Annotated in this window: 20 protein-coding genes and 1 pseudogene; 12 read left to right on the top strand and 9 right to left on the bottom strand. The window is 72.2% G+C overall.

What is annotated here, in order from left to right; genetic code table 11:
* Positions 1-683 precede the first annotated feature (683 nt).
* The 6 genes from ACFZCD_RS17535 (at position 684) to ACFZCD_RS17510 (ending at position 8,527) form a co-directional block, all read left to right on the top strand.
* Positions 684-2,768 (top strand): glycosyltransferase family 4 protein, encoded by a 2,085-nt coding sequence (locus tag ACFZCD_RS17535; RefSeq protein ID WP_391831662.1) that lies wholly within the window; start codon positions 684-686, stop codon positions 2,766-2,768.
* Positions 2,769-3,145: 377 nt separating this feature from the next.
* A complete protein-coding gene (locus ACFZCD_RS17530; protein WP_391831660.1) occupies positions 3,146-4,132 on the top strand; it encodes a DUF4328 domain-containing protein in 987 nt (328 codons plus the stop codon).
* A gap of 34 nt (positions 4,133-4,166) precedes the next feature.
* The gene (locus ACFZCD_RS17525; protein WP_391832246.1) at positions 4,167-4,916 is read left to right on the top strand and encodes an RNA polymerase sigma factor; all 750 of its coding nucleotides are present in this window, start codon (positions 4,167-4,169) and stop codon (positions 4,914-4,916) included.
* Positions 4,916-6,466 carry a hypothetical protein gene (locus ACFZCD_RS17520; protein WP_391831658.1) on the top strand — a complete coding sequence of 517 codons (1,551 nt, stop codon included), beginning with the start codon at positions 4,916-4,918 and terminating at the stop codon, positions 6,464-6,466. Before ACFZCD_RS17525 ends, ACFZCD_RS17520 begins: the two co-directional genes overlap by 1 nt.
* 198 nt (positions 6,467-6,664) lie before the next feature.
* Positions 6,665-8,245 (top strand): methylmalonyl-CoA mutase, encoded by a 1,581-nt coding sequence (locus tag ACFZCD_RS17515; RefSeq protein WP_391831656.1) that lies wholly within the window; start codon positions 6,665-6,667, stop codon positions 8,243-8,245.
* 63 nt (positions 8,246-8,308) lie between these two features.
* Positions 8,309-8,527: a hypothetical protein gene (locus ACFZCD_RS17510; RefSeq protein ID WP_391831654.1), complete on the top strand. Its 219-nt coding sequence runs from the start codon at positions 8,309-8,311 to the stop codon at positions 8,525-8,527.
* Positions 8,528-8,564: 37 nt separating this feature from the next.
* Here the strand turns inward: ACFZCD_RS17510 and ACFZCD_RS17505 are convergent, their stop codons facing one another.
* From ACFZCD_RS17505 to ACFZCD_RS17480, 6 genes are all read right to left on the bottom strand, one after another.
* Entirely contained in the window at positions 8,565-10,061 is a 1,497-nt protein-coding gene (locus tag ACFZCD_RS17505) for an alpha/beta hydrolase (RefSeq protein WP_391831652.1), read from the bottom strand.
* 83 nt (positions 10,062-10,144) lie between these two features.
* On the bottom strand, positions 10,145-10,519 hold the full coding sequence (locus ACFZCD_RS17500; protein WP_391831650.1) for a hypothetical protein: 375 nt from the start codon (positions 10,517-10,519) through the stop codon (positions 10,145-10,147).
* Between the two features lie 516 nt (positions 10,520-11,035).
* Positions 11,036-11,338, bottom strand: a complete 303-nt coding sequence (locus ACFZCD_RS17495; RefSeq protein ID WP_391831648.1) for a hypothetical protein — start codon at positions 11,336-11,338, stop codon at positions 11,036-11,038.
* Between the two features lie 42 nt (positions 11,339-11,380).
* A complete protein-coding gene (locus ACFZCD_RS17490) occupies positions 11,381-16,147 on the bottom strand; it encodes a putative T7SS-secreted protein (RefSeq protein ID WP_391831646.1) in 4,767 nt (1,588 codons plus the stop codon).
* Positions 16,147-16,767 carry a hypothetical protein gene (locus ACFZCD_RS17485; protein ID WP_391831644.1) on the bottom strand — a complete coding sequence of 207 codons (621 nt, stop codon included), beginning with the start codon at positions 16,765-16,767 and terminating at the stop codon, positions 16,147-16,149. The genes ACFZCD_RS17490 and ACFZCD_RS17485 overlap by 1 nt, the downstream gene beginning before the upstream one ends.
* The gene (locus ACFZCD_RS17480; RefSeq protein WP_391832244.1) at positions 16,764-17,192 is read right to left on the bottom strand and encodes a hypothetical protein; all 429 of its coding nucleotides are present in this window, start codon (positions 17,190-17,192) and stop codon (positions 16,764-16,766) included. The genes ACFZCD_RS17485 and ACFZCD_RS17480 overlap by 4 nt, the downstream gene beginning before the upstream one ends.
* 110 nt (positions 17,193-17,302) lie before the next feature.
* Here ACFZCD_RS17480 and ACFZCD_RS17475 point away from each other — a divergent pair, with 110 nt between their 5' ends.
* Entirely contained in the window at positions 17,303-18,811 is a 1,509-nt protein-coding gene (locus ACFZCD_RS17475) for an amidase (protein ID WP_391831642.1), read from the top strand.
* Between the two features lie 15 nt (positions 18,812-18,826).
* On the opposite strand, the pseudogene ACFZCD_RS17470 reads toward ACFZCD_RS17475, so the two are convergent.
* Positions 18,827-19,165 (bottom strand): annotated as a pseudogene (locus ACFZCD_RS17470) (ATP-binding protein); the annotation flags it as partial.
* A 221-nt stretch (positions 19,166-19,386) separates the two neighbouring features.
* On the opposite strand from ACFZCD_RS17470, the gene ACFZCD_RS17465 reads away from it, so the two are divergent.
* The 4 genes from ACFZCD_RS17465 to ACFZCD_RS17450 all read left to right on the top strand — a co-directional run bounded on the left by ACFZCD_RS17465 (position 19,387) and on the right by ACFZCD_RS17450 (position 21,949).
* On the top strand, positions 19,387-20,259 hold the full coding sequence (locus ACFZCD_RS17465; protein ID WP_391831640.1) for a DUF5753 domain-containing protein: 873 nt from the start codon (positions 19,387-19,389) through the stop codon (positions 20,257-20,259).
* 19 nt (positions 20,260-20,278) lie between these two features.
* On the top strand, positions 20,279-20,467 hold the full coding sequence (locus tag ACFZCD_RS17460; RefSeq protein WP_391831638.1) for a DUF397 domain-containing protein: 189 nt from the start codon (positions 20,279-20,281) through the stop codon (positions 20,465-20,467).
* An 18-nt stretch (positions 20,468-20,485) separates the two neighbouring features.
* Positions 20,486-20,689, top strand: a complete 204-nt coding sequence (locus tag ACFZCD_RS17455) for a DUF397 domain-containing protein (RefSeq protein ID WP_391831636.1) — start codon at positions 20,486-20,488, stop codon at positions 20,687-20,689.
* Between the two features lie 756 nt (positions 20,690-21,445).
* Positions 21,446-21,949 carry a nuclear transport factor 2 family protein gene (locus ACFZCD_RS17450; RefSeq protein WP_391831632.1) on the top strand — a complete coding sequence of 168 codons (504 nt, stop codon included), beginning with the start codon at positions 21,446-21,448 and terminating at the stop codon, positions 21,947-21,949.
* On the opposite strand, the gene ACFZCD_RS17445 is transcribed toward ACFZCD_RS17450, so the two are convergent.
* Positions 21,946-22,131 carry a hypothetical protein gene (locus ACFZCD_RS17445; RefSeq protein ID WP_391831630.1) on the bottom strand — a complete coding sequence of 62 codons (186 nt, stop codon included), beginning with the start codon at positions 22,129-22,131 and terminating at the stop codon, positions 21,946-21,948. The genes ACFZCD_RS17450 and ACFZCD_RS17445 overlap by 4 nt on opposite strands.
* A 101-nt stretch (positions 22,132-22,232) precedes the next feature.
* Positions 22,233-22,934 carry a FadR/GntR family transcriptional regulator gene (locus ACFZCD_RS17440; RefSeq protein ID WP_391831628.1) on the bottom strand — a complete coding sequence of 234 codons (702 nt, stop codon included), beginning with the start codon at positions 22,932-22,934 and terminating at the stop codon, positions 22,233-22,235.
* A 134-nt stretch (positions 22,935-23,068) separates the two neighbouring features.
* On the opposite strand from ACFZCD_RS17440, the gene ACFZCD_RS17435 reads away from it, so the two are divergent.
* Positions 23,069-23,587: a gluconokinase gene (locus tag ACFZCD_RS17435; RefSeq protein WP_391831626.1), complete on the top strand. Its 519-nt coding sequence runs from the start codon at positions 23,069-23,071 to the stop codon at positions 23,585-23,587.
* Positions 23,588-23,622: the final 35 nt, after the last annotated feature.

Raw genomic sequence — 23,622 nt, 5'->3', positions numbered from 1 at the left:
TTGCGGGGGCACCCCCAGCTCCCTCCCCGCCGCAGCGGCGATCAGCCCCCGCGGCGGCGGTCGGCGGTGCCGAGCCCGCCGGGGGCTCGGGGCACGGGCGCCGGCGGCGGCAGCCATGAGGGCGCCGGCCGGCCCCCGGCTCCCACCCCCGCCGCAACGGCGATCAGCCCCTGCGCCGGCACCCGGCGGTGCCGAGCCCGCCCCGGCCCGTACGGCACGGGATGCCGGTGGCGCCCCCCGCTCGGCCGGGCGAGGGCGCCGGCCGGCCCCCGGCTCCCACCCCCGCCGCAGCGGCGATCAGCCCCCGCGGCGGCACCCGGCGGTGCCAAGCTCACCCGGGGCTCGCGGGGCACGGGCGCCGATGGCGGCAGGCATGAGGGCGCCGGGCCCCCAACTCCTGCCCCCGCCGCAGCGGCGATCAGCCCCCGCGCCGGCACCCGGCGGTGCCGAGCCCCGCCCCGGCCCGTACGGCACGGGATGCCGGTGGCGCCCCCCGCTCGGCCGGGCGAGGGCGGCGGGCCGCCGCGGCCCCGAACCCGACGGCACCACCGAACCGAACCCCCGCGGAGCGGAAACCGCACGTATCGTCCCGGGAAGCCCGCCGCAGGCGACCGGCGCATGCGGGGCCGGCCCCGGAGGGCCTAACCTCCGGGAGGAAACACGCGCATCCGAACGAGGGCCCGATGAAGATCGAATTCCTGCTGCACAACGCGTACGGCATCGGCGGCACCATCCGCTCCACCGTCAACCTCGCCGCCGCCCTCGCGGACCGGCACGAGGTCCGGATCATCAGCGTCAACCGGCCCGCGGACGACCCGGAGCTGGCCATCGACCCGCGCGTCCGCCTCACGCCCCTCGTCGACCTGCGCGAGGGCAGCGACAGCGACGAGTACGAGGCGCCGCTCAACCAGCAGCCCAGCGAGATCTTCCGGGACGAGCGCATCGACAACGGCCGGATGGCCGCGACGGCCCTCACCGACGAGCGCGTCCGCGGCCACCTCGCCGCCACCGACGCCGACGTCGTCATCGCCACCCGCCCCAAGCTCATCGGCTACCTCGCGAAGTACGGCTCCGACCGCTACCTCCGCCTCGGCCAGGAGCACCTCACGCACGAGGCCCACGTCCCCGAGCTGCACGCGGTGATGGACCCGGCGATCTCGGCCCTGGACGCCTTCACCACCGTCTCCGAGGCCGACGCCGGGCACTACCGGGACGCCCTCCCCGGCGCCCGCGCGCGCATCCTCGCCGTCCCCAACGCCGTTCCCGCCCCCGTCGCGGAGCCTTCCGACGGCACCTCCAAGCTGATCGTCTCCGCGGGCCGCCTCGTCGCCGTCAAGCGCTACGACCGGCTCATCGCGGCCTTCGCCAAGGTCGCCGCCGAGCGCCCCGACTGGCACCTGCGCATCTACGGCCGCGGCCCCGCCAAGGCCAAGCTCCGCAAGCAGATCGAGGAGCTCGGTCTGTACGAGCGGATCACGCTCATGGGCGCCCGCTCGCCCATCGAGACCGAGTGGTCCAAGGGCGCCGTCGCCGCCGTCGCCTCCGACGCCGAGTCCTTCGGCATGACGATCGTCGAGGCCATGCACGCGGGCCTGCCCGTCGTCGCGACCGACTGCCCGTACGGCCCGCGCGAGATCCTCACCGACGGCACGGACGGCGTGCTCGTCCCGCTGGGCGGCCCGGGGGACACCTCCGACGCCGTGGACGCCTACGCGGACGCCCTGCTGAAGATCACCGGCGATGCCGGACTGCGCGCCCGCCTCGGCGTCGCCGCCCGCGAGACCGCCGGCCGCTACGAGCCCTCCCGCATCGCCGCCCGCTACGAGGAGCTCTTCGAGGAGCTGCGCCCGGGCTCCACGACGACCGCCGAGAAGAAGAAGGGGCTGTTCGGCGGCCTCTTCGGCGGCGGGCGCAAGAAGCAGGCGGCCGTGGCCGCCCCCGCCCCCGGCTCCGCCGCCCACCCCGAGGCGCGCTGCGCCGTCGCCGCGGACGGCTCCCTCGTCGTCCGCCTGCGCGCCGACGAGCTCACCGCCGCCGACACGCACCTGCTGCTGCGGCACCGCGGTACCAAGGGCAAGGAGTCCGTACGCGTCCCGCTCCCCGCCCGGCGCGAGCCCGGCACGTGGGTCGAGGCCCGCCTGGACCGCACGGCGCACGCCCTCCCCGAGGGGCGCTGGGACACCTATGCGGAGCGCTCGGGCGACAAGTCGCGCCGCCGCCTGACCGCCGCGCTGGTCGAGCAGAAGGCCCTCCTCGGCCTGGACCTCGCCCGGACCGCGGCCGGGGTCGCCGCCGTCGTCCCGTACGAGACGAGCGACGGCTTCCTCGCCGTCCGCACCTGGCTGCGCCCCGAGCACGCCGAGGCCACCGAGGTGGGCGTCGGCGAGGACGGCATCCGGGTCGCCGTGCGGCTCTACGGCGCCGAGCCGGGCGAGGGCGGCGAGCTGATCGCGCGGCTGCGCCACGGCGACGGCTCGGTGGGCGACGTCCGCGCACCGCTGGCGGACGGCTCGGGGCTCCTGCCCTACGAGCCGATGCAGCGGCGCCAGAAGCCGGAGGAGGAGCAGGACCTGTGGGACCTGTGGGTGCGGCCGAAGGCGGGCGCGGCGCTCGTGCGCGTGGGCCGGCTGTCCGGCGACTTCGCCGACCGCAAGGGAATCGACACCTTCCCGGGCGCCGTCCGCGGCGAGGTGCGGCTCCGGCCGTACTTCACGGTCACCAACGACCTGACGATCACGGTGAAGGACGTGGCGCAGGAGGACGCGTAGCCGGCTGCCGGCGGCGGTGACGGCTGCTGCCGCCGGTGCCCCGGCGCGTGGGTCACGGCCGCCGGACGGCCGGCGGCCGGGGCCGCCACCCCCCACAGGAGAGGCCCCGACCGCCGTCCGGTGCGGACCCTGGTGGGGCCCACACCTCCTACAGCGCCGTAAGCCGTCAATTCGTCACACTGTCAGATCGGGCCCCGGGGCGGGGCGCGAACGGCCTCCGCTCCCCGGCCCCGGTGACCCTTTCTGGACGAAGCCGGGTCACTGCCCGTAACGTGCGGGTCCGCGCCGATGCCGGTGCGTGTCGCTCGCTTGTTGGTCCAGTGGCCGGGGCAAACCGGACGATCGGGAAATCGGCCACTCCCAGGGGGTTCTCACCTATGTATCCGTGCGGTAATTGCCGCGCCGCCGCCGTCGGCCCGGACGGCCGCTGCGCCGCCTGCGGCGCGTACCAGCAGCAGGCCGCCGCCATGGCGCCCGCGCCGGCGCCCGCCTACCCGTACCCCCCGATGCCGGGCGCCCCGATGCCCGTCGGCGGCGTCGACCTGCGCCGCGGCCTGCGGATCGCGCTGATGGTCGCGCTCGGGGTGAGCACGGCGGTGCTGCTGTTCGTCTTCTGGACCGAGACCCAGACGCGCGTGGCCCTCCAGGACATGCTCGACAACGGCGTGACCTCCACCACGGAGCAGGACATCCAGGACAGGGACGCCGCGGCCACGGTCGCGTCGGTGCTGTCCTTCCTGAGCATGGCCGCCTCGGCCACGCTGTGGGCCGTCTGGTTCCGCCGGGCCCGCATCAACGCCGAGTTCTTCGCCCCCGGCAGCCAGCGCTTCGGCATCGGCTGGGCGGCGGGCGCCTGGTTCACCCCCGTCGTCAACTTCTGGTTCCCCAAGCAGATCGTCAACGACATCTACAAGAGCAGCGCCCTCCCGGGCGCCCGCGCCCCCAAGGGCCTGCTCAACTCCTGGTGGACGCTGTGGATCGCCTCCGGCGTCTGCACCGCGGCCTCGTCCGTGATCAGCGCCTCCGCGGCCGCGCGGATCGCCACCAAGGGCTACGACGGCTCCTCCTGGCGCGATGACGTCGAGGCGCTGAAGAACGCCTCCAACATCTCCGCCTTCGGCACGCTGCTGATGGTCGCCGCCGGCGTCCTGGCCCTGCTCGTCGTCCGCCAGCTCGGCCGCCTGCAGGAGCAGCGCGCGATGGCCGGCCCGGGCGGCGCCCCCGGCATGCCGGGCGGACCGGCGCCCGCCGGTGTGCCGTACGGCGCTCCGGGGTATGTCCCCGGGCAGCAGCCCGGCGGCCCGGCGGCCGGCTGGCCCAACCCGCCGCAGAATCCTTACGGCAGCGGGCCGGCGGGCTACTGAGCCACGGAATCTCCGAGTGGTGCAGGATGAGGGCGTGCAGGGGGACGACGCCGAGCTGACGGCCGCGGTGTGCGCGGCCCAGGGTGGGGACGAGACGGCATTCCGTACGGTCTACCGCTCCGTGCAGCCCCGCCTGCTCGGTTACGTGCGGACGCTCGTCGGCGAGGCCGACGCCGAGGACGTGGCCTCCGAGGCGTGGCTGCAGATAGCCCGCGACCTCGGGCGGTTCAGCGGCGACGCGGACCGCTTCCGGGGCTGGGCCGCGCGGATCGCGCGCAACCGCGCCCTGGACCACATACGCATGCGCGGCCGGCGCCCGGCCATCGGCGGCGACGAGAGCGAGCTCGCCGGCCGCGCCGCCGACGCCGACACCGCGGGCGAGGCCCTGGAAGCCGTCGGCACCGGCAACACCCTCGCCCTGATAGCGCAACTCCCGCAGGACCAGGCCGAGGCCGTCGTGCTGCGCGTGGTCGTCGGCCTGGACGCCAAGAGCGCGGCCGGGGTGCTCGGCAAGCGCCCGGGCGCGGTGCGCACCGCCGCGCACCGCGGCCTGCGGCGACTGGCCGAGATGGTGACGTCGGGAACCAACGGGGTCGATGTGACGACCGAGACTGTGGGGGCGAACGGAACGGTGCCGGGGCCGGGCAGCGCCGCCCGGCCGGCGGGGAAGCCGGTCACGGACACCGTCCCCCAGCAGCGGCGGGCACGTCCCGGGGACCAGCCCGGAGCGAACGCTTCTGCCGGTGTGACGCAAATGCGTGCGCGGACGCAGAAGGACATGTGATGGCGGACGACCACCGGTACGACTGGCTGGAAGACTGGCTGGACGACGACGCCGTGGAGCGCTTGCTGAGCGGCCCGTCTGCCGCCGGCCCGGCGAAGGGCAGCGGAGCTGCCGACGACAACCTGACGGACAACGCGACCGGCAATCTGGCCGACACCTTCGTGAACGAGGCCGTAGGTGCCGCAAGAGCTGCACGCGATGGCTCGGCCGGGCGTGACGGCGTGGCCGCGCGCGGCGCCGGGCGGGCCGCGGGCGGTGTCCCGGCGGGCGGGGCAGCCGACGTGCCCGCTTCCGGACAAGACCTCGTCGCTCCCGTTTCCGGAGAAGCCTCGGACGGCGGCCGCGAGACGGCCCCGTCCGGCGCCGCGCAGGGCGGCGTCCCCGCGTCGGATGATGTCCCCGCGCCGGACGGCCCCCCCGTGCCGCCCGAAGCCGAGCGGCTCGTCGCCGTACTCCGGGCGCTCACCCCGCCGCCGGCCGCGGACGGCGTGCCGCTGCCCGGTGAGAAAGCGGCACTGGCCGCGTTCCGCGAGGCGAGGGCCGCCACGGCTGCCACGGCCTCAGCAGCGACGACGACTGCGCGCAGCGCCACGACCGCCGCCGGTGCGGCTGCTGCCGGCACCGCCGGCACCACTGACACCGCCGGCCTGACCGCGCCCGAGCCCGCCCCCGCGCCCGCCCCGGCACTCCACCCCGTCCCGGAACCCTCCGTACGGCTCGGCGCCCCCGCCGCCGTCCGGCGCCGCATCTTCTCCCGCTGGCAGCCCGTCAAGGCCGCCGTGGCCATGGCCCTCGCGGGCTGCGCCATCGGCGGCGTGGCGGTGGCCGCCGGGGCGGGCGTGCTGCCCGCGCCCTTCGGGCGCGCCGGCGGGGAGCCCGCGGCCGCACCCAGCGTGTCCGCCTTCGGCGACGACCGCGCCGCGGACGTCTCCCCGGACGGCAGCCGCACCCCCGGCGCGTCGCCGTCCCGCGGCCGGGACGGCAGCCCGCGCGCCCACGGCAGCCCGGACGGGTCCGGCAGCTCCGCGCCCGGCGGGGGCCGGAGCGCCGCGCCCGCCGACAGGAACGAGCCCGGGGGCTCCCCGTCCGGCGCGCCGCGCCCCGGCAAGGGCAAGGGCGACGGCAAGGACGGCAACGACCGCGGCGACGGCTCCAAGGCCGGCACGGCCTGGGCCGTCCGCATGTGCCGCGACTACCTGGACGCCCAGCAGCAGCGCGGCGGCGCCGTCGACGAGGACGACATCCGCACGCTGGAGCGCGCCGCCGGCCTCGGCAGCACCACCGGCCTGCGGGCCTTCTGCGACCGCCTGGTCAAGGCGGACGACGCCGGGCGCGCGGGCACGACCACCGGACCGGGCGCCCGGTCCGGCGGTCTCTCCGGAGGCCTGTCCGGTGGCCTCTCGGGCGGACGGACGGGCTCCGGCCAGGGCGGCGACGACAGCGACACCACTCCGAGCAGTGCATTCCGCCTTGTACCGCCCGTCCGGAGCGGTACGGATTTCGGTGCTCCGGCCCCGGGTGTGACGTTTTCCGACCCCACGGCGCTGTAGGTAGTGAAGCCGACTGGTCATCGGCTGCGCACGAGCCGGAGTTCCCCCCATACCGTCGGCTCCTGCGCATCGGCGCGGGCGGGGCTCTTCCCCCGGCTCTGCCCGCGCCCCCCTCTCTTCTCCCCTCCCCGCCGCTACAGTCCGGATGAGTAACCTCCGCACAACGGAGAGCGGAGCGCGGGAGGCAGGAGGCATCCCATGAGCCGGTCGAGCGAGTCAGGCCTGCCCATCCAGCCCGTCTACGGCCCCGAGGCCCTCGCCGGCTGGGATCCCGCCGAGCGGCTCGGCGCGCCGGGCGCGTATCCCTTCACGCGGGGCGTGTATCCGACGATGTACACCGGCCGGCCCTGGACGATGCGGCAGTACGCGGGGTTCGGCACCGCCGCCGAGTCCAACGCCCGCTACCGGCAGCTCATCGACCACGGCACCACGGGCCTGTCCGTCGCCTTCGACCTGCCCACGCAGATGGGCCACGACTCGGACGCGGCCGTCGCGAGCGGTGAGGTCGGCAAGGTGGGCGTCGCCGTCGACTCCGTCGAGGACATGCGGGTGCTCTTCGGCGGCATCCCGCTCGGCGAGGTCTCCACGTCGATGACCATCAACGCCCCCGCCGCGCTCCTCCTGCTGATGTACCAGCTGGTCGGCGAGGAGCAGGGCGTCCCGGCGGACCGGCTCACCGGCACCGTCCAGAACGACGTCCTCAAGGAGTACATCGCCCGCGGCACGTACATCTTCCCGCCGAAGCCCTCGCTGCGGCTGGTCGCCGACACCTTCGCGTACTGCGGCGCCGAGCTCCCCAAGTGGAACATGATCTCGATCTCCGGCTACCACATGGCCGAGGCGGGCGCCTCGCCCGCGCAGGAGATCGCCTTCACCCTCGCCAACGGCATCGAGTACGTCCGCACCGCCGTGGCCGCCGGGATGGACGTCGACCGCTTCGCCCCGCGCCTGTCCTTCTTCTTCGTCTCGCGCACGACGCTGCTGGAGGAGGTCGCCAAGTTCCGGGCGGCGCGGAGGATCTGGGCGCGGGTGATGAAGGCGGAGTTCGGCGCCCGCGACCCCAAGTCCCGGATGCTGCGGTTCCACACGCAGACGGCGGGCGTCCAGCTCACCGCGCAGCAGCCCGAGGTGAACCTGGTGCGGGTCGCCGTCCAGGGCCTCGCCGCGGTCCTCGGCGGCACCCAGTCCCTGCACACCAACTCCTTCGACGAGGCCATCGCCCTGCCGACGGACAAGGCGGCCCGGCTGGCGCTGCGCACCCAGCAGGTCCTCGCGTACGAGACGGACGTGACGGCGACGGTGGACCCGTTCGCCGGCTCGTACGCGGTCGAGTCCCTGACCGACGCGGTCGAGGAGGCCGCCGTGGACCTCATGCGCCGGGTCGAGGACCGCGGCGGGGCGGTCGCCGCCATCGAACAGGGCTTCCAGAAGGCCGAGATCGAACGCAACGCGTACCGCATCGCGCAGGAGACCGACAGCGGCGAGCGCGTCGTCGTCGGCGTCAACCGCTTCCGGCTCGACGAGGAGGAGCCGTACGAGCCGCTGTCCGTCGACCCGGCCATCGAGGCCCGGCAGCGGGAGCGGCTCGCACGGCTGCGGGAGGAGCGGGACGGCCGCGCGGTGGAGACGGCCCTGGCGTCGCTCCGGAAGGCCGCCGCCGGGACGGACAACGTGCTCTACCCGCTGAAGGACGCGCTGCGGGCGCGGGCGACGGTGGGGGAGGTGTGCAACGCGCTGCGGGAGGTGTGGGGGACGCACGTTCCGGCGGACGCCTTCTGAGGCGGTGCTCCGTGTGCTCTCCGAGTGCTCTCCTCGTGCTCTCCGTGAGAGACACTGGAGGGTATGTCCGCTCCCCGCCGCGCCTGCCCCGTATGCACCCGCGAGATCGCCGTCGTCGGCGGCCGCTACGCCCGCCACGACCCGCCGGGCCGCCGCCCGGCCTTCTCGTACGAGCTGATCTCCTGCCCGGGGTCGCGCCGCTCGGCGCCGCTGCTGACCACGGAACCGCGGTTGTTCGACCCGGAGGAGCCGCCGATGGACGGCCAGCAGCAGCTGTTCTGAACGGTCCGGACGGGAGGGGTGGGCGGACCGTCCGGGGTCACTTGCAGAGGACATCCCCGGCCGGCCGCTTGCCGGTGACGAGGAACTCGCTGACGGCGCGGTCGCTGCACGCGTTGCCCGTGTCGAGCCACACGCCGTGGCCGGCAGCGTCCACGGAGACGAGGCGGGCGCGGTCGCCGAGGGCCTGTCGCATCTTCAGGGCGCCGCTGTAGGGAGTCGACGGGTCGCGCAGGTTCTGCACCATGAGGATGTTGGACGGGCCCCGGTCCGTGATGCGGGTGGCCTTCTCCGCGGGCGAGTCCTTCCAGAACGCGCACGGGGTGATGGTCGCCGGCATGCCACCGGTGAGCGGGTGGCGGGTGCGGTCCGCGGTGACGTCCCGCTGGTACGAGGCGACGTCGCGCGGCCAGGCCACGTCGTTGCAGACGACGCCCGCGAACACGGCCGCGTCGCGCTGCGAGAGCGGCTCGGGGAAGGGGTCGGGCGCGGTGACCGGCCCGTCGGCGCTGCTGCGGACGGCTTGGATCAGCCTGACGACGGCCGGGTAGCGCTCCTTCCCGTACAGGCTCATCTGCAGCACCTGCCGCAGTGTGTTGCCGGTCAGCGGGTGGCCGGTGTCCTTGAACGTGCGGGGCTTCCGGTCGAGCTCGGCCGCGAGGGCCAGGAACTCCGGGCGGACGTCCGCGGCGCGCTCGGCGACCCGGTCCTCGCCGCGGGCCGGGTCGGCGGCCCACCGGGCGAAGTCGGGGAAGGCGTCGTCGGCGCCACCCGACATGTTGTTCAGCCAGCCGTGCGCGACGCGGGTGGGGTCGGGGTCCGCGCTGCTGTCGAGCACCCAGCGGTCGGTGCGCTCGGGGAACATCTGCGCGTAGACGGCGCCGACGTAGGTCCCGTAGGACACGCCGACGGCGGACAGCTTCTTCTCGCCGAGCGCCTTGCGGAAGCTGTCGATGTCGCGGGCCTCGTTACGGGTGGACATGCTGCGCAGCACGGGGCCGCCGTTGCGGGCACAGGCGTCGGCGATGCGGCGGGCGCGGGCGGCGCCCTCGGAGATGTCGCCGTCGGGAGCGGGCCAGGCGCGGAAGGCGACCATCTGCCGGTCCTCCTCGGACACCTCGCAGTCGGCGGAGGTACTGCCGCCCGTGCCCCGCGGGTCCAGCGCCACGATGTCGTAGGCCCCCTTGGTGGCCTTCCGCACCTTCTCCCCCTGCTGAGCAAGGTCTTGCACCCCCGAGCCGCCGGGCCCGCCCGGTATCAGCAGAAGCGAACCGCGCCGCGCCTGCGGCCGGTCGGTACGGAGCCGGGAGACGGCGATGTCGACGGTAGGACCGGAGGGTTTGCGGTAGTCAAGGGGCACGGGAAGAGTGGCGCACTCGGCCCCGGCCGGACTCCCCTCCCCGGCACAGGGCCGCCACTTGAGCGCGCCGACGTCTCTGCCGGACGCGGCGGCGGCCTGCACGGGCACGGTGAGCCCGGCGGCGCAGGCGGCGGCGGACAGGGCAAGAAGAAGGCCTTTACGGCCACGCGAAGTCATAACCCCAGCCTGTCGGCCCCTTGGCGAACCGCCCATGTGGCCAACGCCCGAGCGCGTGATGGGGTTAACCCCACCCTGTGGGCTCACAGTTGATAGGGCCAGAGCTCCACACGCCGTGCCGTAAAGGTGATGGCAGCGCCGGCGTCCGGTTTGCCGGTGGCATCGCCGAGCTCGACCAGCACGATGTCCGAACACACCCTGAGCGACACGACGGAGCCGGCCTCCACTCGCTCTGCCGTCCCGGAAACAGAGACCCTGAGCCGGTCGGATGCCCCGGCCGACCGGATCCCTCCAACGAGCGCCCTCGACGGCTGCCAGGAGTCAATGGTGTCCGGTATGTCGAACTCCACGTCAAAGACGCCTGATTGAGGCGGGGAACCGCCCCGCCAGACCCCGCACGCACTCCCGGCGGCGGAGCGGAACTCCACCTCCCCGGCCTTGGCGTCAAGAACCCTCACGACTTCAATTCTCATCGATGCCCGTTGGTGCCAGGATTTCAGTCGAACCCTTTGTGCAGAACGCAACCTGCGCTCATCTCCGCTTCCGCGAGGTGATCTGCGACTGGCGACGCCGACGAGATGGCCAGGAACAGATCGGTGCGGGCCAGTGCATCGAAGTCGCCGCGCGTCTTCGCTTCGTGAAGACGGCGCTCGATGTCGCTCGGCGCGACCCAGGGGGAGCCGCGCCCGGTGGGGGCGCGTTGGGGGGGCCTTTCGCTGGCGATCGCAATGCCCGTACCCGTGGTCGAAAACCCTATCGACTGTGTGGCTCGGGGCTGAGGGCACCCTGTACGTGGCCGACGCCGAGCTCTGATTCCGGCGTGCCCGGCCCGCGTATCTTGGCGACAACGCGAAACCGGGGCACGTCGGCAATCAACTTGAGTGTCGCGACGTTCAGCACTTCGGCGGGCAGCCGTACGTCCGGACGAGCGCGAAGCGCTAGCCTTGCTGCAGAATTCCTCCACGGTCATACGGCTAGGCTCGAAATTTCGCCGTTTCGCCCTCGATGTGAATCATTATCGGCTCGATTTCTTCTCCAGTGGGGACTTCCGGCACCAGCTGTAGTCCCATGGAGCGGACCCTTCCCATCGACGCGGCGATCATTTCCGTGTTGCCTGACCTCATGGCGCAGGACTGTTGTCCGAAGACTTCGCAGACCGCCTCCCAGTGCTCGGCAGGGGAGAATTGGCAAATGAACCACGGCTGATCAACCTCGAGCAGGAGCAGTCTCCCCACGACGTTGTCGCCCTGCGTCAATTTCCACGACTTGTTGCTCATTCGGTGTTCACCTGATTCCATGAAGCGAGATTCTGTTCCCGGCTAACCCCAGCCATTTGCCTCTATGTCTCTTTCTATTGTCTCCCAGCTGGTCCCGGCGGGCCAGTCCTTGAGGATGGCTTCGGGGGGAACGGAATGCTTGGCGAGTATTTCACGATCCCTCAGTGAAGCATCTTTCGCGAAATCAAACATCTCGTGAGGTGTTGGGAGATGTTCGGCCGCGTTAATGGTTTCGGAGTTAATTCTGTTGATGTCCACCGCGACGATTGGGCTCTCGCCGCCGTTTGCGTACTTGGTGAAAGCAATGTCCGGATCTGTTGTCAGTGATATCCATGGTGAATTGTTGTTGCCAACTACATGCTCCCATGGCTGGACGTTTGGATCTGCGCCGGGACGATGAAGTCCCACGGCTGGATCCTCTCCTTCTTTGAGTGCGCGATACCCCATCTGCGGCGAATATGGGGTTAGCCCCAGCGGATCCGACCACGTATGGGGATTGTCGACATACGTCGTCGGGTTCGGGGCCGGGGCGAGGCCCAGGGGGTCCGGGGATATGTAGCGGGCTGATTCGGGGTCGTAGTGGCGGTGGTAGTTGTAGTGGAGGCCGGTTTCCGGGTCGAAGTACTGGCCGGGGAAGCGGAGGGGGGTGTAGGTCGTGCTGTCGCGGGACCACGCCGTCGTGCCCCAGAGGGTGGCGCGGGTGCGCCAGGCGACCTCGCCCGTCTCGTCGACCAGTTCCGTGGGCGTGCCGACCAGGTCCGTCACGATCGCGAAGAAGCGGCGGTCCACCTCGCGTTGGGGCGCGTCCGCTGCCGAGATGCGTTCCGTCTGGGATATCGGGTGGAGGCCCTGGTAGTCCCAGGTCAGCGTGACCGGGTTCGGCAGCCCCGCGGCCGTGCTGGTCTGTTCGGCGAGCGTCGCGCCGTCCCACGTGAAGTCCACGCGTTCCGCGACCTCGCCCGACTCCGTCAGGCGCTCCTTGGCGATGCGGCGGCCCAGCGGGTCGTACGTGTAGCGCCAGCGCGTGCCGTCCGGGGTCACCACCGCCCTCAGGCGGTCCTCCGCGTCCCACTCGTAGCGCCACGTGTCCGGCTTGCGGGAGAGGCGGGTCTTCTGCCGCAGCACCACCCGGCCCTGCGCGTCGTGCTCGTAGCGGATCCCGCCCGCGCGGGCGATGAGCGTCCCCGCGTACGTGCGCGCGCCCTGCGCCTCCGCGCCCGGGTGGTCCGCCGGCCACGTCGCCTCCGTGACGTTGCCCGCCTCGTCGTAGACGTACCGTTCCTGCCAGCCCGCCGCGCTGACGGCCGTGACCCGGCCCACCGCGTCGAGGTCGAAGGAGCGCGAGCCCGTGGCGATGTCCGTGATGCCGGTGAGGTGGCCGTCGCGGCGGTAGGTGTAGGCGCGGTGCTGGAGAAGCTCCGCCCCGGCACCCTCCAGCCCCTGGGAGACCAAGCGGCCCACCGCGTCCCACGCCGATGACAACGTCAGTCCCTGCCCGAAACGCCGCGCCACCTCCCGGCCCGTCGCGTCGTGCTCCACCTCGAAGGCCTGCCCCGACGCCGTCAGCGTCGTGCGCCGCCCCGCCGCGTCATAGGCCCACGTGCTCACCGCCCCGCCCGGCGTCACCCGCCGCGTCCGCCGCCCGAACGCGTCGTACGCGAAGGTCAGCGTCCGGCCGTTCACCGTCTCCGACTTCACGCGGCCCAGGCGGTCCCGGCCGTAGACGACGGTCGCGTCCGGGCCGGAGGCCTCTATCAGCCGGCCTGCCGCGTCGTGCACGTACGTCGTGACCGAGCCTGCCGCATCCTTCCGCACCACACGCCCCAGCACGTCGTGCTCGTACGCGATCGTCTCGCCCAGCCCGTTCGTACGGGACACCAGCCGTCCCGCCGCGTTGTGTCCGTACCTCAGCGTCCGGCCGTCGAAGTCGGTCTCGGCGGCTGGCCGGCCCGCCGGGTCGTACGTGTAGTCCCAGGTCAGGCCCTCCGGGTTGGTGACCCGTGTCAGCTGCAGCTGCGTGTTGTGCGTGAACTCGTGGCGCACGCCGTCCGGGCCCGTCTGCGCCGTCAGGACGTCGAACGGTCCGTACTCGTAGCGTGTGACGCCGCCGAGCGCATCCGTGTGCGCCGTGCAATTGCCCTCGCCGTCGTACGTCCATCGTTCCTCGGCGCCGTCCGCGGCGATGCGCCGTGCGAGCCGACCCTCCACCGTCCACGTCAGGCGCGTCGTGGACCCGAGCGGGTCAATGACGGTCGTCACGCGGCCGAAGGAATCCCGGCGGTAGCTGGTGACGGCACCGAGCGGGTCGGTGACCTCGACGGGAAGGCCCGCTCTGTTGCAGGTGATACGGGTGGTGTTGCCGAGGGCGTCCGTCACCGACGTGATGTGGCCCGACGCGTCGTACGCGTAACGCGTCTCTGCGCCCGAAGGGTCGGTCGTCGACGTGCGGTTGCCGGCGGCGTCGTACGCGTGACGCCACACCGTTCCCTCCGCACCGGTCGTTGTCCCGGGCAGGCCGAGGGCGTCGTAGGTGGCCGAAATCCGTTTCCCGTCCGGGCGGAAAACGTCGGTCAGGCGCCCCTCCTCGTCGTAACGGAACTCCGTCCTGTGCCCCAGGGGATCCGTGCGCGAAAGGAGACGGTTGTGGCGGTCCCAGGTGGACTGCCTCGTGGCACCCAAGGGGTCGGTGACGGCGATGATCTGCGAACGCCGGTTGATCGTGTAGGCAGTGGTGTGGCCCAGCGCGTCGGTCACCTTGGTGACGCGCAGGCCGCTGGCCGGGTCGAGGGGTCCGTACTCGAGGGTGCACCGCATGTGCCCCTCTGCCCCTGACTCGAAGACGCAGCGGTCCTCGTCGTCGTACGCGTACGCGTAGTGCGTGCCGTTCCGGTCCGTCCACGAGATCACCCGGCCGCGCTCGTCGTAGCCGAAACGCAGCGGCTGACCGGAGGAGTTGAAGGTCTCCGTGAGGTTTCCGGCCTCGTCGTAGCCGTAGCGAACCAGCTCCGTCCCGTCCGCCAGGTGCAGGGCGGTGATGCGGCCGGCCCCCGCGTCCGTGGTGATCCGGATGCGGTAGCCGCCGGAATGGGAGAGCGCGGTGGGAGTGCCGTTCGCATCGTGCTCGTACGTGATCCAGTGGCCGTTGCGGTCGGTCAGCTGGTGCAGGAGAGCCGAGCCGCCGTCGCCGGCCGGGGAGTGCGCGGAGAAGTGCCGCGTGTGGCCCCTCTCCGGGTCGGTCACGCTGTACGTACCGTCCGCTTCGATCGCCAGCGGCCACCGCGGGCCCCTCGCCGGAAGTGTCGGCACGCCCGCCACCGGGTGCGGGTACTCCAGCAGCCGCCCGTGCTCGTCGACGAAGATCACGCCCTCGTCGTCGATCTCCAGCCGCTGGTCCACGGTGCTCGCCCACGACGGGCCGAACCACCGACCGGAGACGTAGCCGGACTTCACGTGCCGGGAGAAGACGAGAGGGAGCGCTCCGGGGAGTGTGACGTCCGTCTGGGGGAGGAACATGCGGCCCGTCGCGATGTCCACCGGGTCCGTCTTGCCGGTTTCCACGTCCCGCGGGTCGCGATTCGGCTCCTGCCGATTCTCCCGCGCCGCACGCCGGGCCGCGCTCTCCTCCCCCGCCCGCGCCCCCGCCCGTCCGGCCGACCGCGCACCGATCTCCGCCCCCTCCCGCACCGCGCTCGCCCCGAACCGCGTCCCCGCCCCCGCGATGCCGCCGCTGGGGAGGGAGAGGAGGAAGTTGCCGGTGAGCCGTCCCGCGGCCTCGGAGGGGTCCGAGCCCCAGCCGGGGCCGACCAGGGCGCCGGGAATGCGCTCCGGGTGGGACGCGAGGGAGACGATGCCCGCAGCGGTGTTGTTGATGCCGGTGACGTACTCGGCGGGGTGGGTGACGTTGTACGGGTCCAGCGGATTCATGCTCCGCCCGAACTTCACCAGGTCCGTACCCGCGCGGAAGACGCCCCCGCCGAAGTGGAGCAGCTCGACCTGCGCGCCCCGGCCGAAGTCCTGGACGTCGCCCTTCATGCGGGTGTGGAAGGCCGGCTCCTTCGGGGCCGCCGCGACCGCCTTGTCGATCTTCGACTTGGCCTCGCCCGCCGCCGTGTTCCGCTGCTTGCGCGCCTCGTCCAGGATGCGGTGCGCCTCCTTGATGTCGGCGGCGCCGGGGTCGTGGAAGTCGCCCGGCCGCTCGCCCGGGTCCTTGCCCTCCTTCAGCTTCGCGTTGTACGCGTCGACCTTGGCGTTGTGGGCCTCGGCGGCCTTCTCCGTCGCCTTCTTGCCCTGCTTGTAGAGACGGATCGCCTCCAGTGCCTGCTCCTGCGCCCAGCGGACGGTGTGCGCGTACGACGAGAGCGCGTTCGCGGCGTTCTCGCAGGCGTCGGCGGCCTGCGCCCACTTCTTCGGCTCGGGCGCGAAGTGGGTGTCGAAACCCTGCGCGCCCACGCCCTTCCACTCGCCGGAGTGCACCCGCTGAAGACCGGAATGGGCAGTGTCGAACGCCTTGTGGAAGGCCTGGAGGTGCTTGGCGGCGGCCTCGATGCCCCACGGCTCCCCGTGGACCAGGGCCAGCGGGTTCTCCGTCCGCCCGAGCTGCTCCTCCTTGATCTCCGCGCCGAGGCCCGAGGCCGTACGGTTGCCCAGGTACCGGACGGCGAGCGCCTCGTCGTGCGCGCCGATCTTGTCGAGCCCCTTGGCGACCTTGCCCGCGCCCCACTCGACGGCCTCGCCGGCCTTCTTCTCGACCTTGTTGATGCCCTTTTCGGCGAGCTCGCCGACGGCGTCGATCGGATCCCAGATGCCCATCAGCCGCGACCCTCCGGGGTACCGCTACCGCCGTCCAGCTTGTCGGCCAGCTTGTTCGCCGCCTCCGTGCCCTGGTGACCCAGCGGGCCCTTGCCGAAGCCGTTCGCCGCACCCGTACTGGCGTCGCGCAGCGTGTTCGCCCAGACCTGCCGGCTGTTCTCGTCCGCCTTGCGAAACGATTCTTCGCTGTAGTCCGGGTGACGGAAGTCGTTGACCGGGTTGTCGGCGAGGACCTCGCTCACGGACTTCTTCTCGACGTCCTCCTCCATGAGGTGCGGATTGCCCATCGCGGCGTTCACGCCGACCTTGAACGAGTCCCTGATGTACGCGTCCTGCTCGTGGTAGTAACCCGCGGCGAGCCCCACCCGCTCGGCGAACTGGCTGCCGTCCTGGACCAGGGCGCGGACGCCCCAGTCCCACCGGTCGCAGAAGGTCTTGAAGGCCGCTGCCAGCCCCTCGTGCCCCAGCTCCACGCCGCTGAGGGCGAGTTCGTCGAAGCCGCGGCCCACGGCCGCCTCACCCGGGCTGCCGAGGGACTTGAGTTCGGCGATGGCGCCGTTGATGCCCTTGGCGATGTTGCCGAGGGCGGCGGCATCGGCGGCGAGACGGTCGTCGTTCACGCGCCGGCGCCCTGTCCCTCGACAGCCTCGCCTACGTCCACGGAATCGACGGCATCCACGGCGTACGCGTCCGGGACGATCCCCACCACCGGCGGGAACAGCGCGGGATACGGCCCCGCCACGTCGAGCGCCACCCCCGCGGGCACGCCCACGCCCGGCACGACCACATCCAGCAGCCGCGCCCCCAGAACGGTCCGGTAGGTCCAGTCCGACGATCCGTCAGCGCCCTGTGCGAGGGCGAACCGGCCCAGCGCCGTCTCGTCCGTGAACGCGCAGATCCACCGGATCCCGCCGTACTCCACGGACCACAAACCGTCCTGACCGTCCGACGGCACCAGCACCGCCGTCCTGCGGAACCGGCCGACCAGCGCCGCCGGCCGCCCCTCCTCCGCGTGCAGTGCGCGTATTTCGTCCGTCAACGCCATAGATGACGTCACTCTCGCCTCCCCAAGCCAGAGGAAGGGTACAAAATGAGGCCAGAGGTGCACTCACGGTATTCGGAGCGGAGGGCTCCGAGCTACGGGGGAGGAACCGGATGGCAGACAACGCCGACTTAATGAACCTGACGGCCAGTGGACTGACGGAACAGGTACGGGCACTCGCCGCAGGCGACGTCTCCTCACGAGCGCTGGTGGAGCGCTCCCTGACCCGCATCGCGGAGACGCAGCCCGATCTGAACGCCTTCCGCCGCGTACGGGCCGAGGCCGCCCTCGCCGAGGCCGACGCGGCCGACCGGCGGCTGGCGGCGGGGGAGCGGCTCCCGCTGCTCGGCGTCCCGCTGGCCGTCAAGGACGACACCGACGTCGCGGGCGAGCCCACCGCCTTCGGCTGCGCAGGCGATTTTCCGCCGAAAACGGCCGACAGCGAGGCCGTACGGCGGCTGCGGGCCGCGGGCGCCGTCATCGTCGGCAAGACGAACACGCCGGAGCTCGGGCAGTGGCCGGTCACCGAAGGCCCCGCCTTCGGCGTGACCCGCAACCCGTGGAGTACGGAGCACACGCCCGGCGGCTCCTCGGGCGGCGCCGCGGCGGCCGTCGCCGCCGGGCTCGTACCGGCCGCCCTCGGTTCGGACGGCGCCGGTTCGATCCGCATCCCCGCCGCCTGGACCCACCTCGTCGGCATCAAACCGCAGCGGGGACGCATCTCCACCTGGCCCGAACCGGAAGCCTTCCGCGGCATCACCTGCCACGGCCCTCTCGCCCGTACCGTCGCCGACGCCGCCCTGCTGCTCCACGCCGCGAGCGGCAGCCACGCCGGCGACCTGCACCGGCCGCCGCCCGCGGACGTCCTCGAGGCCGCGCGGCGCGACCCCGGGCGGCTGCGGATCGCCCTCTCCCTGCGCCCCGCCTTCGCCGCCGCCCGCCAGCGGCTCGACCCCGAAGTCCGGGCCGCAACCGTCCGCATCGCGGAACGGCTGGCGGCCCTCGGGCACGACGTGGTCGAAGAGGAGCCGCGCTACGGACTGATCGGGCTCACCTTCGTGCCCCGCTCCATGTCCGGCGTGCGCGAATGGGCGGGACGCGTCCCCGACCGCGCCCTGCTGGACGCCCGTACGCGGGTGAACGCCCGCGGCGGCCTGCTGCTGGGCGGCGGGGTCCTGCGCGTGGCCCGCGCCGCGGAGGAACCCCTGCGGCGCCGCGTCGGGGAGATCTTCAACCGCTTCGACGTGGTCCTGACCCCGACGACCGCCGTCCCGCCGCTGCGCACCGGCGAACTCGCCGGCCTGAACAGCAGCCGCACGGATGCCCTCATGATCGCTGCCTGCCCGTACTCGTGGCCGTGGAACGTCCTCGGCTGGCCGGGCATGAGCGTCCCCGCCGGATTGACGATGCGGGACGGCCTCCCCCTCGGCGCCCAGCTCCTGGGCCCGGCGAACAGCGAACCGCGACTCATCTCACTTGCCGCCCAACTGGAAGCGGAGGAGCGCTGGTTCGAGCGGCGGCCGGTCGGTGTGACCACGGGTGAGCGAACACCAGACGGCCTTGGACTGGCGGCACGTGAACCCATGGGGCGAGGAGAAGTAACCCCAGCTGTCGGCGAGTGAGCGGAGGAGCGTGAGACCGCGCCCGCCGTCGTCGTAGGGGTGAGGCGCCGCGTGCGGCGTCGGCGGGAGCACGCCGGTGTCCCACGCGGTCAGCGTCAGCACTTCCCACTGCGACCAGGAGACGCGGAGCTCCGCGTCGTCGGTGGTGTGCACGATGGCATTGGTCAGCAGCTCGCACGCCAGCAGCTCGGCCCGGCCGACCAGTTCCTCCAGCCCGTGGGCCGCCAGCGCGGCCCGCACGGTGCCGCGTGCGATGGGGACGGCACGCGCGTCGTTCGGCACGCGTAGGCGGTATTCGAACGGTTCGATCTCGGGAGTGGCAGGGACGTGCTTCGGGGCAGGCAGAACCAGCATGTCGCCTCCGGCGGGGTGGGGTGAAGTGGCCTCGCGCCCGGTGTCATTGCCGCGTGTGAGTGCCACTGCGTGGGGGCAGGGCGGGGCGGTGCGCTTCCGGGGCGGATGAGCTCACGGTGTGAGCTGCGCGACACTCAACGTAGGGGCCATGTTTGGGACTGTGCAACCTGTCCCGTGAAGTTCGCCCCATCGGGGCCCGCTGTGACACATTGGCGCCGCAAGTGCGCGAGAAAGAGGACGACATGGCGAGGCGGAGCATCGTCACGGCGCGGCAGGAACGGCTGGGTGCCGAGCTGCGGAAGCTGCGCGAGCGGGCGGGCGTTGTGGCGCGGGACGCTGCTGCGGCGGTGGGTCGCGACCAGGCTTGGCTGTCCCACGTCGAGGCGGGGAACGCGGCGGTGGGCGGCGACCGGACGCGCATCCTTGCGAGGACCTACGGCGTGCGCGACGCCGTACTCGTGGAAGCTCTGGTCTCGTGGGCGTCCGAGCGTTCGCGGGGGTGGTGGGAGGGATATCGCGGGCGCATGCCGAAGTCGGCACTGGACCTGGCCGAATTGGAATGGCATGCGTGTGCTCTGCGGAGCGTGCAGGTCGTCAACATTCCCGGGCTGCTGCAGACTGAGGACTACGCGCGCGCTCTGTTCTCCTACGTGGCGAGCGATCTCGACCGGTGCGATTTCGACACGGCCGTCGAATTCCGGCTGCAGCGCCGTCAGGTGCTCGAACGCAGCGGTCCGCCGACCCTCACGGTCATCGTGCACGAGGCCGCACTGCGGATGAGGGTGGGTGACCGCAAGGTCGCGCGCGGCCAACTGGAGTTCCTGCTAGCAGCATTCGACCGTCCCGGCATCACGATCCGGGTGCTTCCCTTCGAGGTCGAGGGCTTCGCGGGAATGGGGTACTCCATGCTCTACGCGGCTGATCGTGTGGCCGCCTTCGATACGGTCCAGGTGGATCAAATGCACGGCAACCTGTTCTTCCACGACGAGGAACAACTTGCCACGTACCGCAATCGCTGGAGCAAGCTGGCCGGTGTGGCACTCGACCCATCGCCGTCACGTGACTTCATCCTGCGGGTCGCACGCGAGCTCTAAGGCTCCAGAGGAGGTACGCATGATCACCTGGCAGAAGTCCACTTATTCAGGAACCGGCGACGGTGGCAACGACTGCGTCGAAGCCGCCGCCACCGGCGGCGCCATCGCCCTCCGCGAGAGCGACGCCCCCGCCACCGTGGTGCGGACCACCCCCCGCGCGCTGGGCGTGCTGATACGCGCCCTCAAGACGGCGACGTCGACCCCGTAGTCCCCATGATGCGAGGGCATGGACGAGGAGGTACGCGTGATCACCTGGCAGAAGTCCACCTACTCGGGGACCGGTGACAACAACGACTGCGTGGAGGTCGCCGAGATCGGGGACGTGGTTGCCCTCCGCGAGAGCGACGCCCCCGCCGTCGTGGTGAGAGTGGCCCCACCTGCCCTCGGCGCACTGATACGCACCCTCAAAGGGGGAGCGGGAGCGGGCTGAGATCCGTAGGTTGGGTGCGGGTCAGAACAGGCTGGCAGCAGGGGAGAGGGGTGGGGGGCGCGGCCCCGTCGGGTGTCCGTCGCTCGGTGGGTGCTTGGTCGCCGTACTCCCGCCGTCACGGATGCGGGCGCGTGAGGAGACCTTGCGCATGGGTCTGGGCTGGCGGGGAGCTGGCAGCTGCCGCGATGTGCTTTCGCCCGTCGTGGGCGCTTCGCTCAGCTCGCCGCCGTCGTGGCTGAGCGGGCGGCTTTCCCTGAGTGGGGGCTGGTGGGGTGGGGTCGGGGTGGTGGGACAGCTGAGGCCGTCGGCGGGCAAACAAAGCCCCGTTATCCGCCAGGACCACGCCCCAGCCGGTGGATTTCCGTACTGAGAGCGGCCCACCAGCCGCCAGTCTCCTCCCATCCGCACTCGCCCGCTCAGCCACCGCGGCGGGGAACTGAGCGAAGCGCCCACGACGGGCCCAGACGCATCGCGGCAGCAGCCAGCTCCCCGCCAGCCCAGACCCATGCGCAAGGTCTCCTCACGCGCCTGCATCCGTGACGGCACGAGTACGGCGCCCAGCTACCCACCCGCCCCAGGCAAAAGCCACCGAACCCGCACCCCCCACCCCTCCCCCTGCTGCCAGCCTGCCTTGACCCCCGCCCTCCACACAGGGGCAGTCGGCAAGGCCAGAACCCCAGTGGTCCATGGCCGCCGTACATGCGGTTGCTGCCAGCGCTTGATCTGAACCAAGCTTGAGAATTCATGATCTACGGCATGGACACCGACACGATGCAGCGGCAGCTGCGACACCTGAGCGACCGCGCCGAGATCATCGAGCTGGTGGACCGCTACCTCCGGTCCCTCGACGAAGGGGGACTCGGTGAAGGCGGCTTCGGTGAGGAGTGGGGCCGGGCGTTCTTCACCGAGGACGCCGGCTCCCGGACGCCGGCCGGTGAGGTCCGTGGCCGCGCCGAGGTGGTGCGGGCGGTTGCCTCGGCCATGGCGCTCTTCGAGCGCACCGTTCACTTCGGGACGAACTACCTGATCGACATCGACTTCACCGGCGACCGCGCCACGGTGACGGGCAATCAGCTCAGCACGCACGTCCTGCGGGCGAGCGGTGAGCTGTTCGAGTCCGGCGGGCGGATGTCCCACGAGCTGGTGCGGACCGGGGAGGGCTGGCGGATGCGCCGCGCGGATCTGGAGATCGTCTGGACCCGCGGAGCCAAGCCCGTCGTGCCGGGGCCGGCGCCGGAGCCGGAGGCGGTACTCGGCTAGCGGCCCGTGCCGTGCGTCATCAGCAGGAGTGCGCCGATGGCGAGGAGAGGGGTGAGCACGATGAGGGCGAGGCCCACGGGGTTGCGGTGGTTGTAGACCCACCGGGTGCCGTAGCGCTTGCGGATGAAGAGCGGCTGGTCGTCGCGATCCCGGTCGCTTGAGTGATCGTGCTCGTGGCGCATGCAGCCAGGCTACGGATGACCGTTCGATGTGGCGATCATTTTGTCGCACCTCTGTTGTTTTGTGGCGTGCCCGGTACGTTCGGGGCGAACAGGTGACGGAATCACGGGGCGAGGATGTCCAGCTCCGCCATCGCGCCCGCCGTGATCTCGCGGGTCAGGGCCTCGGCGCGGGCCGCGTCCCGCTCCCGTACGGCCTCGGCGACGCGGACGTGCAGGGTGACGGCGGCCGGGTCGGGGTCGGTGAACATCACCTGGTGTTCCGTGCGGCCGGTGAGGACCTCGGCGACGACGTCGCCGAGCCGGGCGAACATCTCGTTGCCGGAGGCGCGCAGGATCACCCGGTGGAAGGCGACGTCGTGGACCAGATAGGCGGCGAGCTGCTGGCCGCGGGAGGTGGCGACCATGCCGAGGGCGTGCCGCGTGAGCTCCTCGCACTGCTCGGCGGTCGCGAGGCGGGCGGCGAGGCCGGCCGCGACGGGCTCGACGGCCGAGCGCAGCACGGTGAGGGAGCGCAGCTGGCGCGGCCGGTCGGCGCCGGCCAGGCGCCAGCGGATGACCTGCGGGTCGTAGACGTTCCACTCCTCGGCGGGGCGGACGGTCACGCCGACCCGGCGCCGGGACTCGACCAGGTGCATGGACTCCAGGACGCGTATCGCCTCGCGGATGACCGTGCGCGAGACGTCGAAGCGCCGCTCCAGCTCGTCGGTGCGCAGGACGCTGCCGGGCGGGTACGCGCCGGCCGTGATCGCGGGCCCGAGGGACTCCAGCACGCGCGCGTGCAGCCCCTGCCCCTGGTTTTCCATGGGGCAAGCCTACGGTTCGGCCCGTCGGCAAATTAAGTATGACGTTTGAGTCACAGGGGCTTGAATATGTCATACGTAATGCGTTTCAGTGTGGCCACACCCCCGTCAACGAAGACGAACACAGTGAGGCCCTGATGAGCAGCCGCCCGGCATACCCGCACGTCGTCGTCGTGATGGGCGTCGCCGGCACCGGCAAGACCACCGTCGGCCCGCTCGTCGCGGAGGCCCTCGGGGTTCCGTACGCCGAAGGGGACGACTTCCACCCGGCCGCCAACATCGCCAAGATGTCCGCCGGGACCCCCCTCGACGACGCCGACCGGGCCCCCTGGCTCGACGCCATCGGCGCGTGGGCCGCGGGCCGTGCGGGCCGCGGCGGGGTCGTCAGCTGTTCCGCGCTCAAGCGGGCCTACCGGGACCGGCTGCGCGCGGCCGCGCCCGGGCTCGTCTTCCTCCACCTCACCGGCGACCGCGAGCTGATCGCCGGCCGCATGGCGGCCCGCAAGGGCCACTTCATGACCACCAGGCTGCTGGACTCCCAGTTCGCGACCCTCGAACCGCTGGAAGCGGACGAGGCGGGCGTCGAGACCGGCGTCGAGCCCGGCCCGGAGGTCATCGCCGAGCGGGCCGCCCGGGCCCTGAGGCAGCTGCAGTAGCACCCCCTCTCCCTCCACCTCCTCCAAGGAAGCCC

Origin of the sequence: Streptomyces sp. NPDC008001 (assembly GCF_042958085.1) — a bacterium.
In the GTDB taxonomy this organism is placed as follows: domain Bacteria; phylum Actinomycetota; class Actinomycetes; order Streptomycetales; family Streptomycetaceae; genus Streptomyces.
The sequence above is the reverse complement of the archived record's forward strand: the minus strand, read 5'-3'. Positions and strand labels throughout refer to the sequence as shown.

Coding starts and splice junctions, on each gene's coding strand:
- ACFZCD_RS17530 (WP_391831660.1), top strand. CDS start 3,146: ATGTATCCGTGCGGTAATTGCCGCGCCGCCGCCGTCGGCCCGGACGGC.
- ACFZCD_RS17480 (WP_391832244.1), bottom strand. CDS start 17,192: ATGGCGTTGACGGACGAAATACGCGCACTGCACGCGGAGGAGGGGCGG.
- ACFZCD_RS17455 (WP_391831636.1), top strand. CDS start 20,486: ATGGACGAGGAGGTACGCGTGATCACCTGGCAGAAGTCCACCTACTCG.
- ACFZCD_RS17445 (WP_391831630.1), bottom strand. CDS start 22,131: ATGCGCCACGAGCACGATCACTCAAGCGACCGGGATCGCGACGACCAG.
- ACFZCD_RS17510 (WP_391831654.1), top strand. CDS start 8,309: ATGTCCGCTCCCCGCCGCGCCTGCCCCGTATGCACCCGCGAGATCGCC.
- ACFZCD_RS17535 (WP_391831662.1), top strand. CDS start 684: ATGAAGATCGAATTCCTGCTGCACAACGCGTACGGCATCGGCGGCACC.
- ACFZCD_RS17490 (WP_391831646.1), bottom strand. CDS start 16,147: ATGGGCATCTGGGATCCGATCGACGCCGTCGGCGAGCTCGCCGAAAAG.
- ACFZCD_RS17495 (WP_391831648.1), bottom strand. CDS start 11,338: ATGAGCAACAAGTCGTGGAAATTGACGCAGGGCGACAACGTCGTGGGG.
- ACFZCD_RS17460 (WP_391831638.1), top strand. CDS start 20,279: ATGATCACCTGGCAGAAGTCCACTTATTCAGGAACCGGCGACGGTGGC.
- ACFZCD_RS17450 (WP_391831632.1), top strand. CDS start 21,446: ATGGACACCGACACGATGCAGCGGCAGCTGCGACACCTGAGCGACCGC.
- ACFZCD_RS17435 (WP_391831626.1), top strand. CDS start 23,069: ATGAGCAGCCGCCCGGCATACCCGCACGTCGTCGTCGTGATGGGCGTC.
- ACFZCD_RS17520 (WP_391831658.1), top strand. CDS start 4,916: ATGGCGGACGACCACCGGTACGACTGGCTGGAAGACTGGCTGGACGAC.
- ACFZCD_RS17515 (WP_391831656.1), top strand. CDS start 6,665: ATGAGCCGGTCGAGCGAGTCAGGCCTGCCCATCCAGCCCGTCTACGGC.
- ACFZCD_RS17505 (WP_391831652.1), bottom strand. CDS start 10,061: ATGACTTCGCGTGGCCGTAAAGGCCTTCTTCTTGCCCTGTCCGCCGCC.
- ACFZCD_RS17440 (WP_391831628.1), bottom strand. CDS start 22,934: ATGGAAAACCAGGGGCAGGGGCTGCACGCGCGCGTGCTGGAGTCCCTC.
- ACFZCD_RS17475 (WP_391831642.1), top strand. CDS start 17,303: ATGGCAGACAACGCCGACTTAATGAACCTGACGGCCAGTGGACTGACG.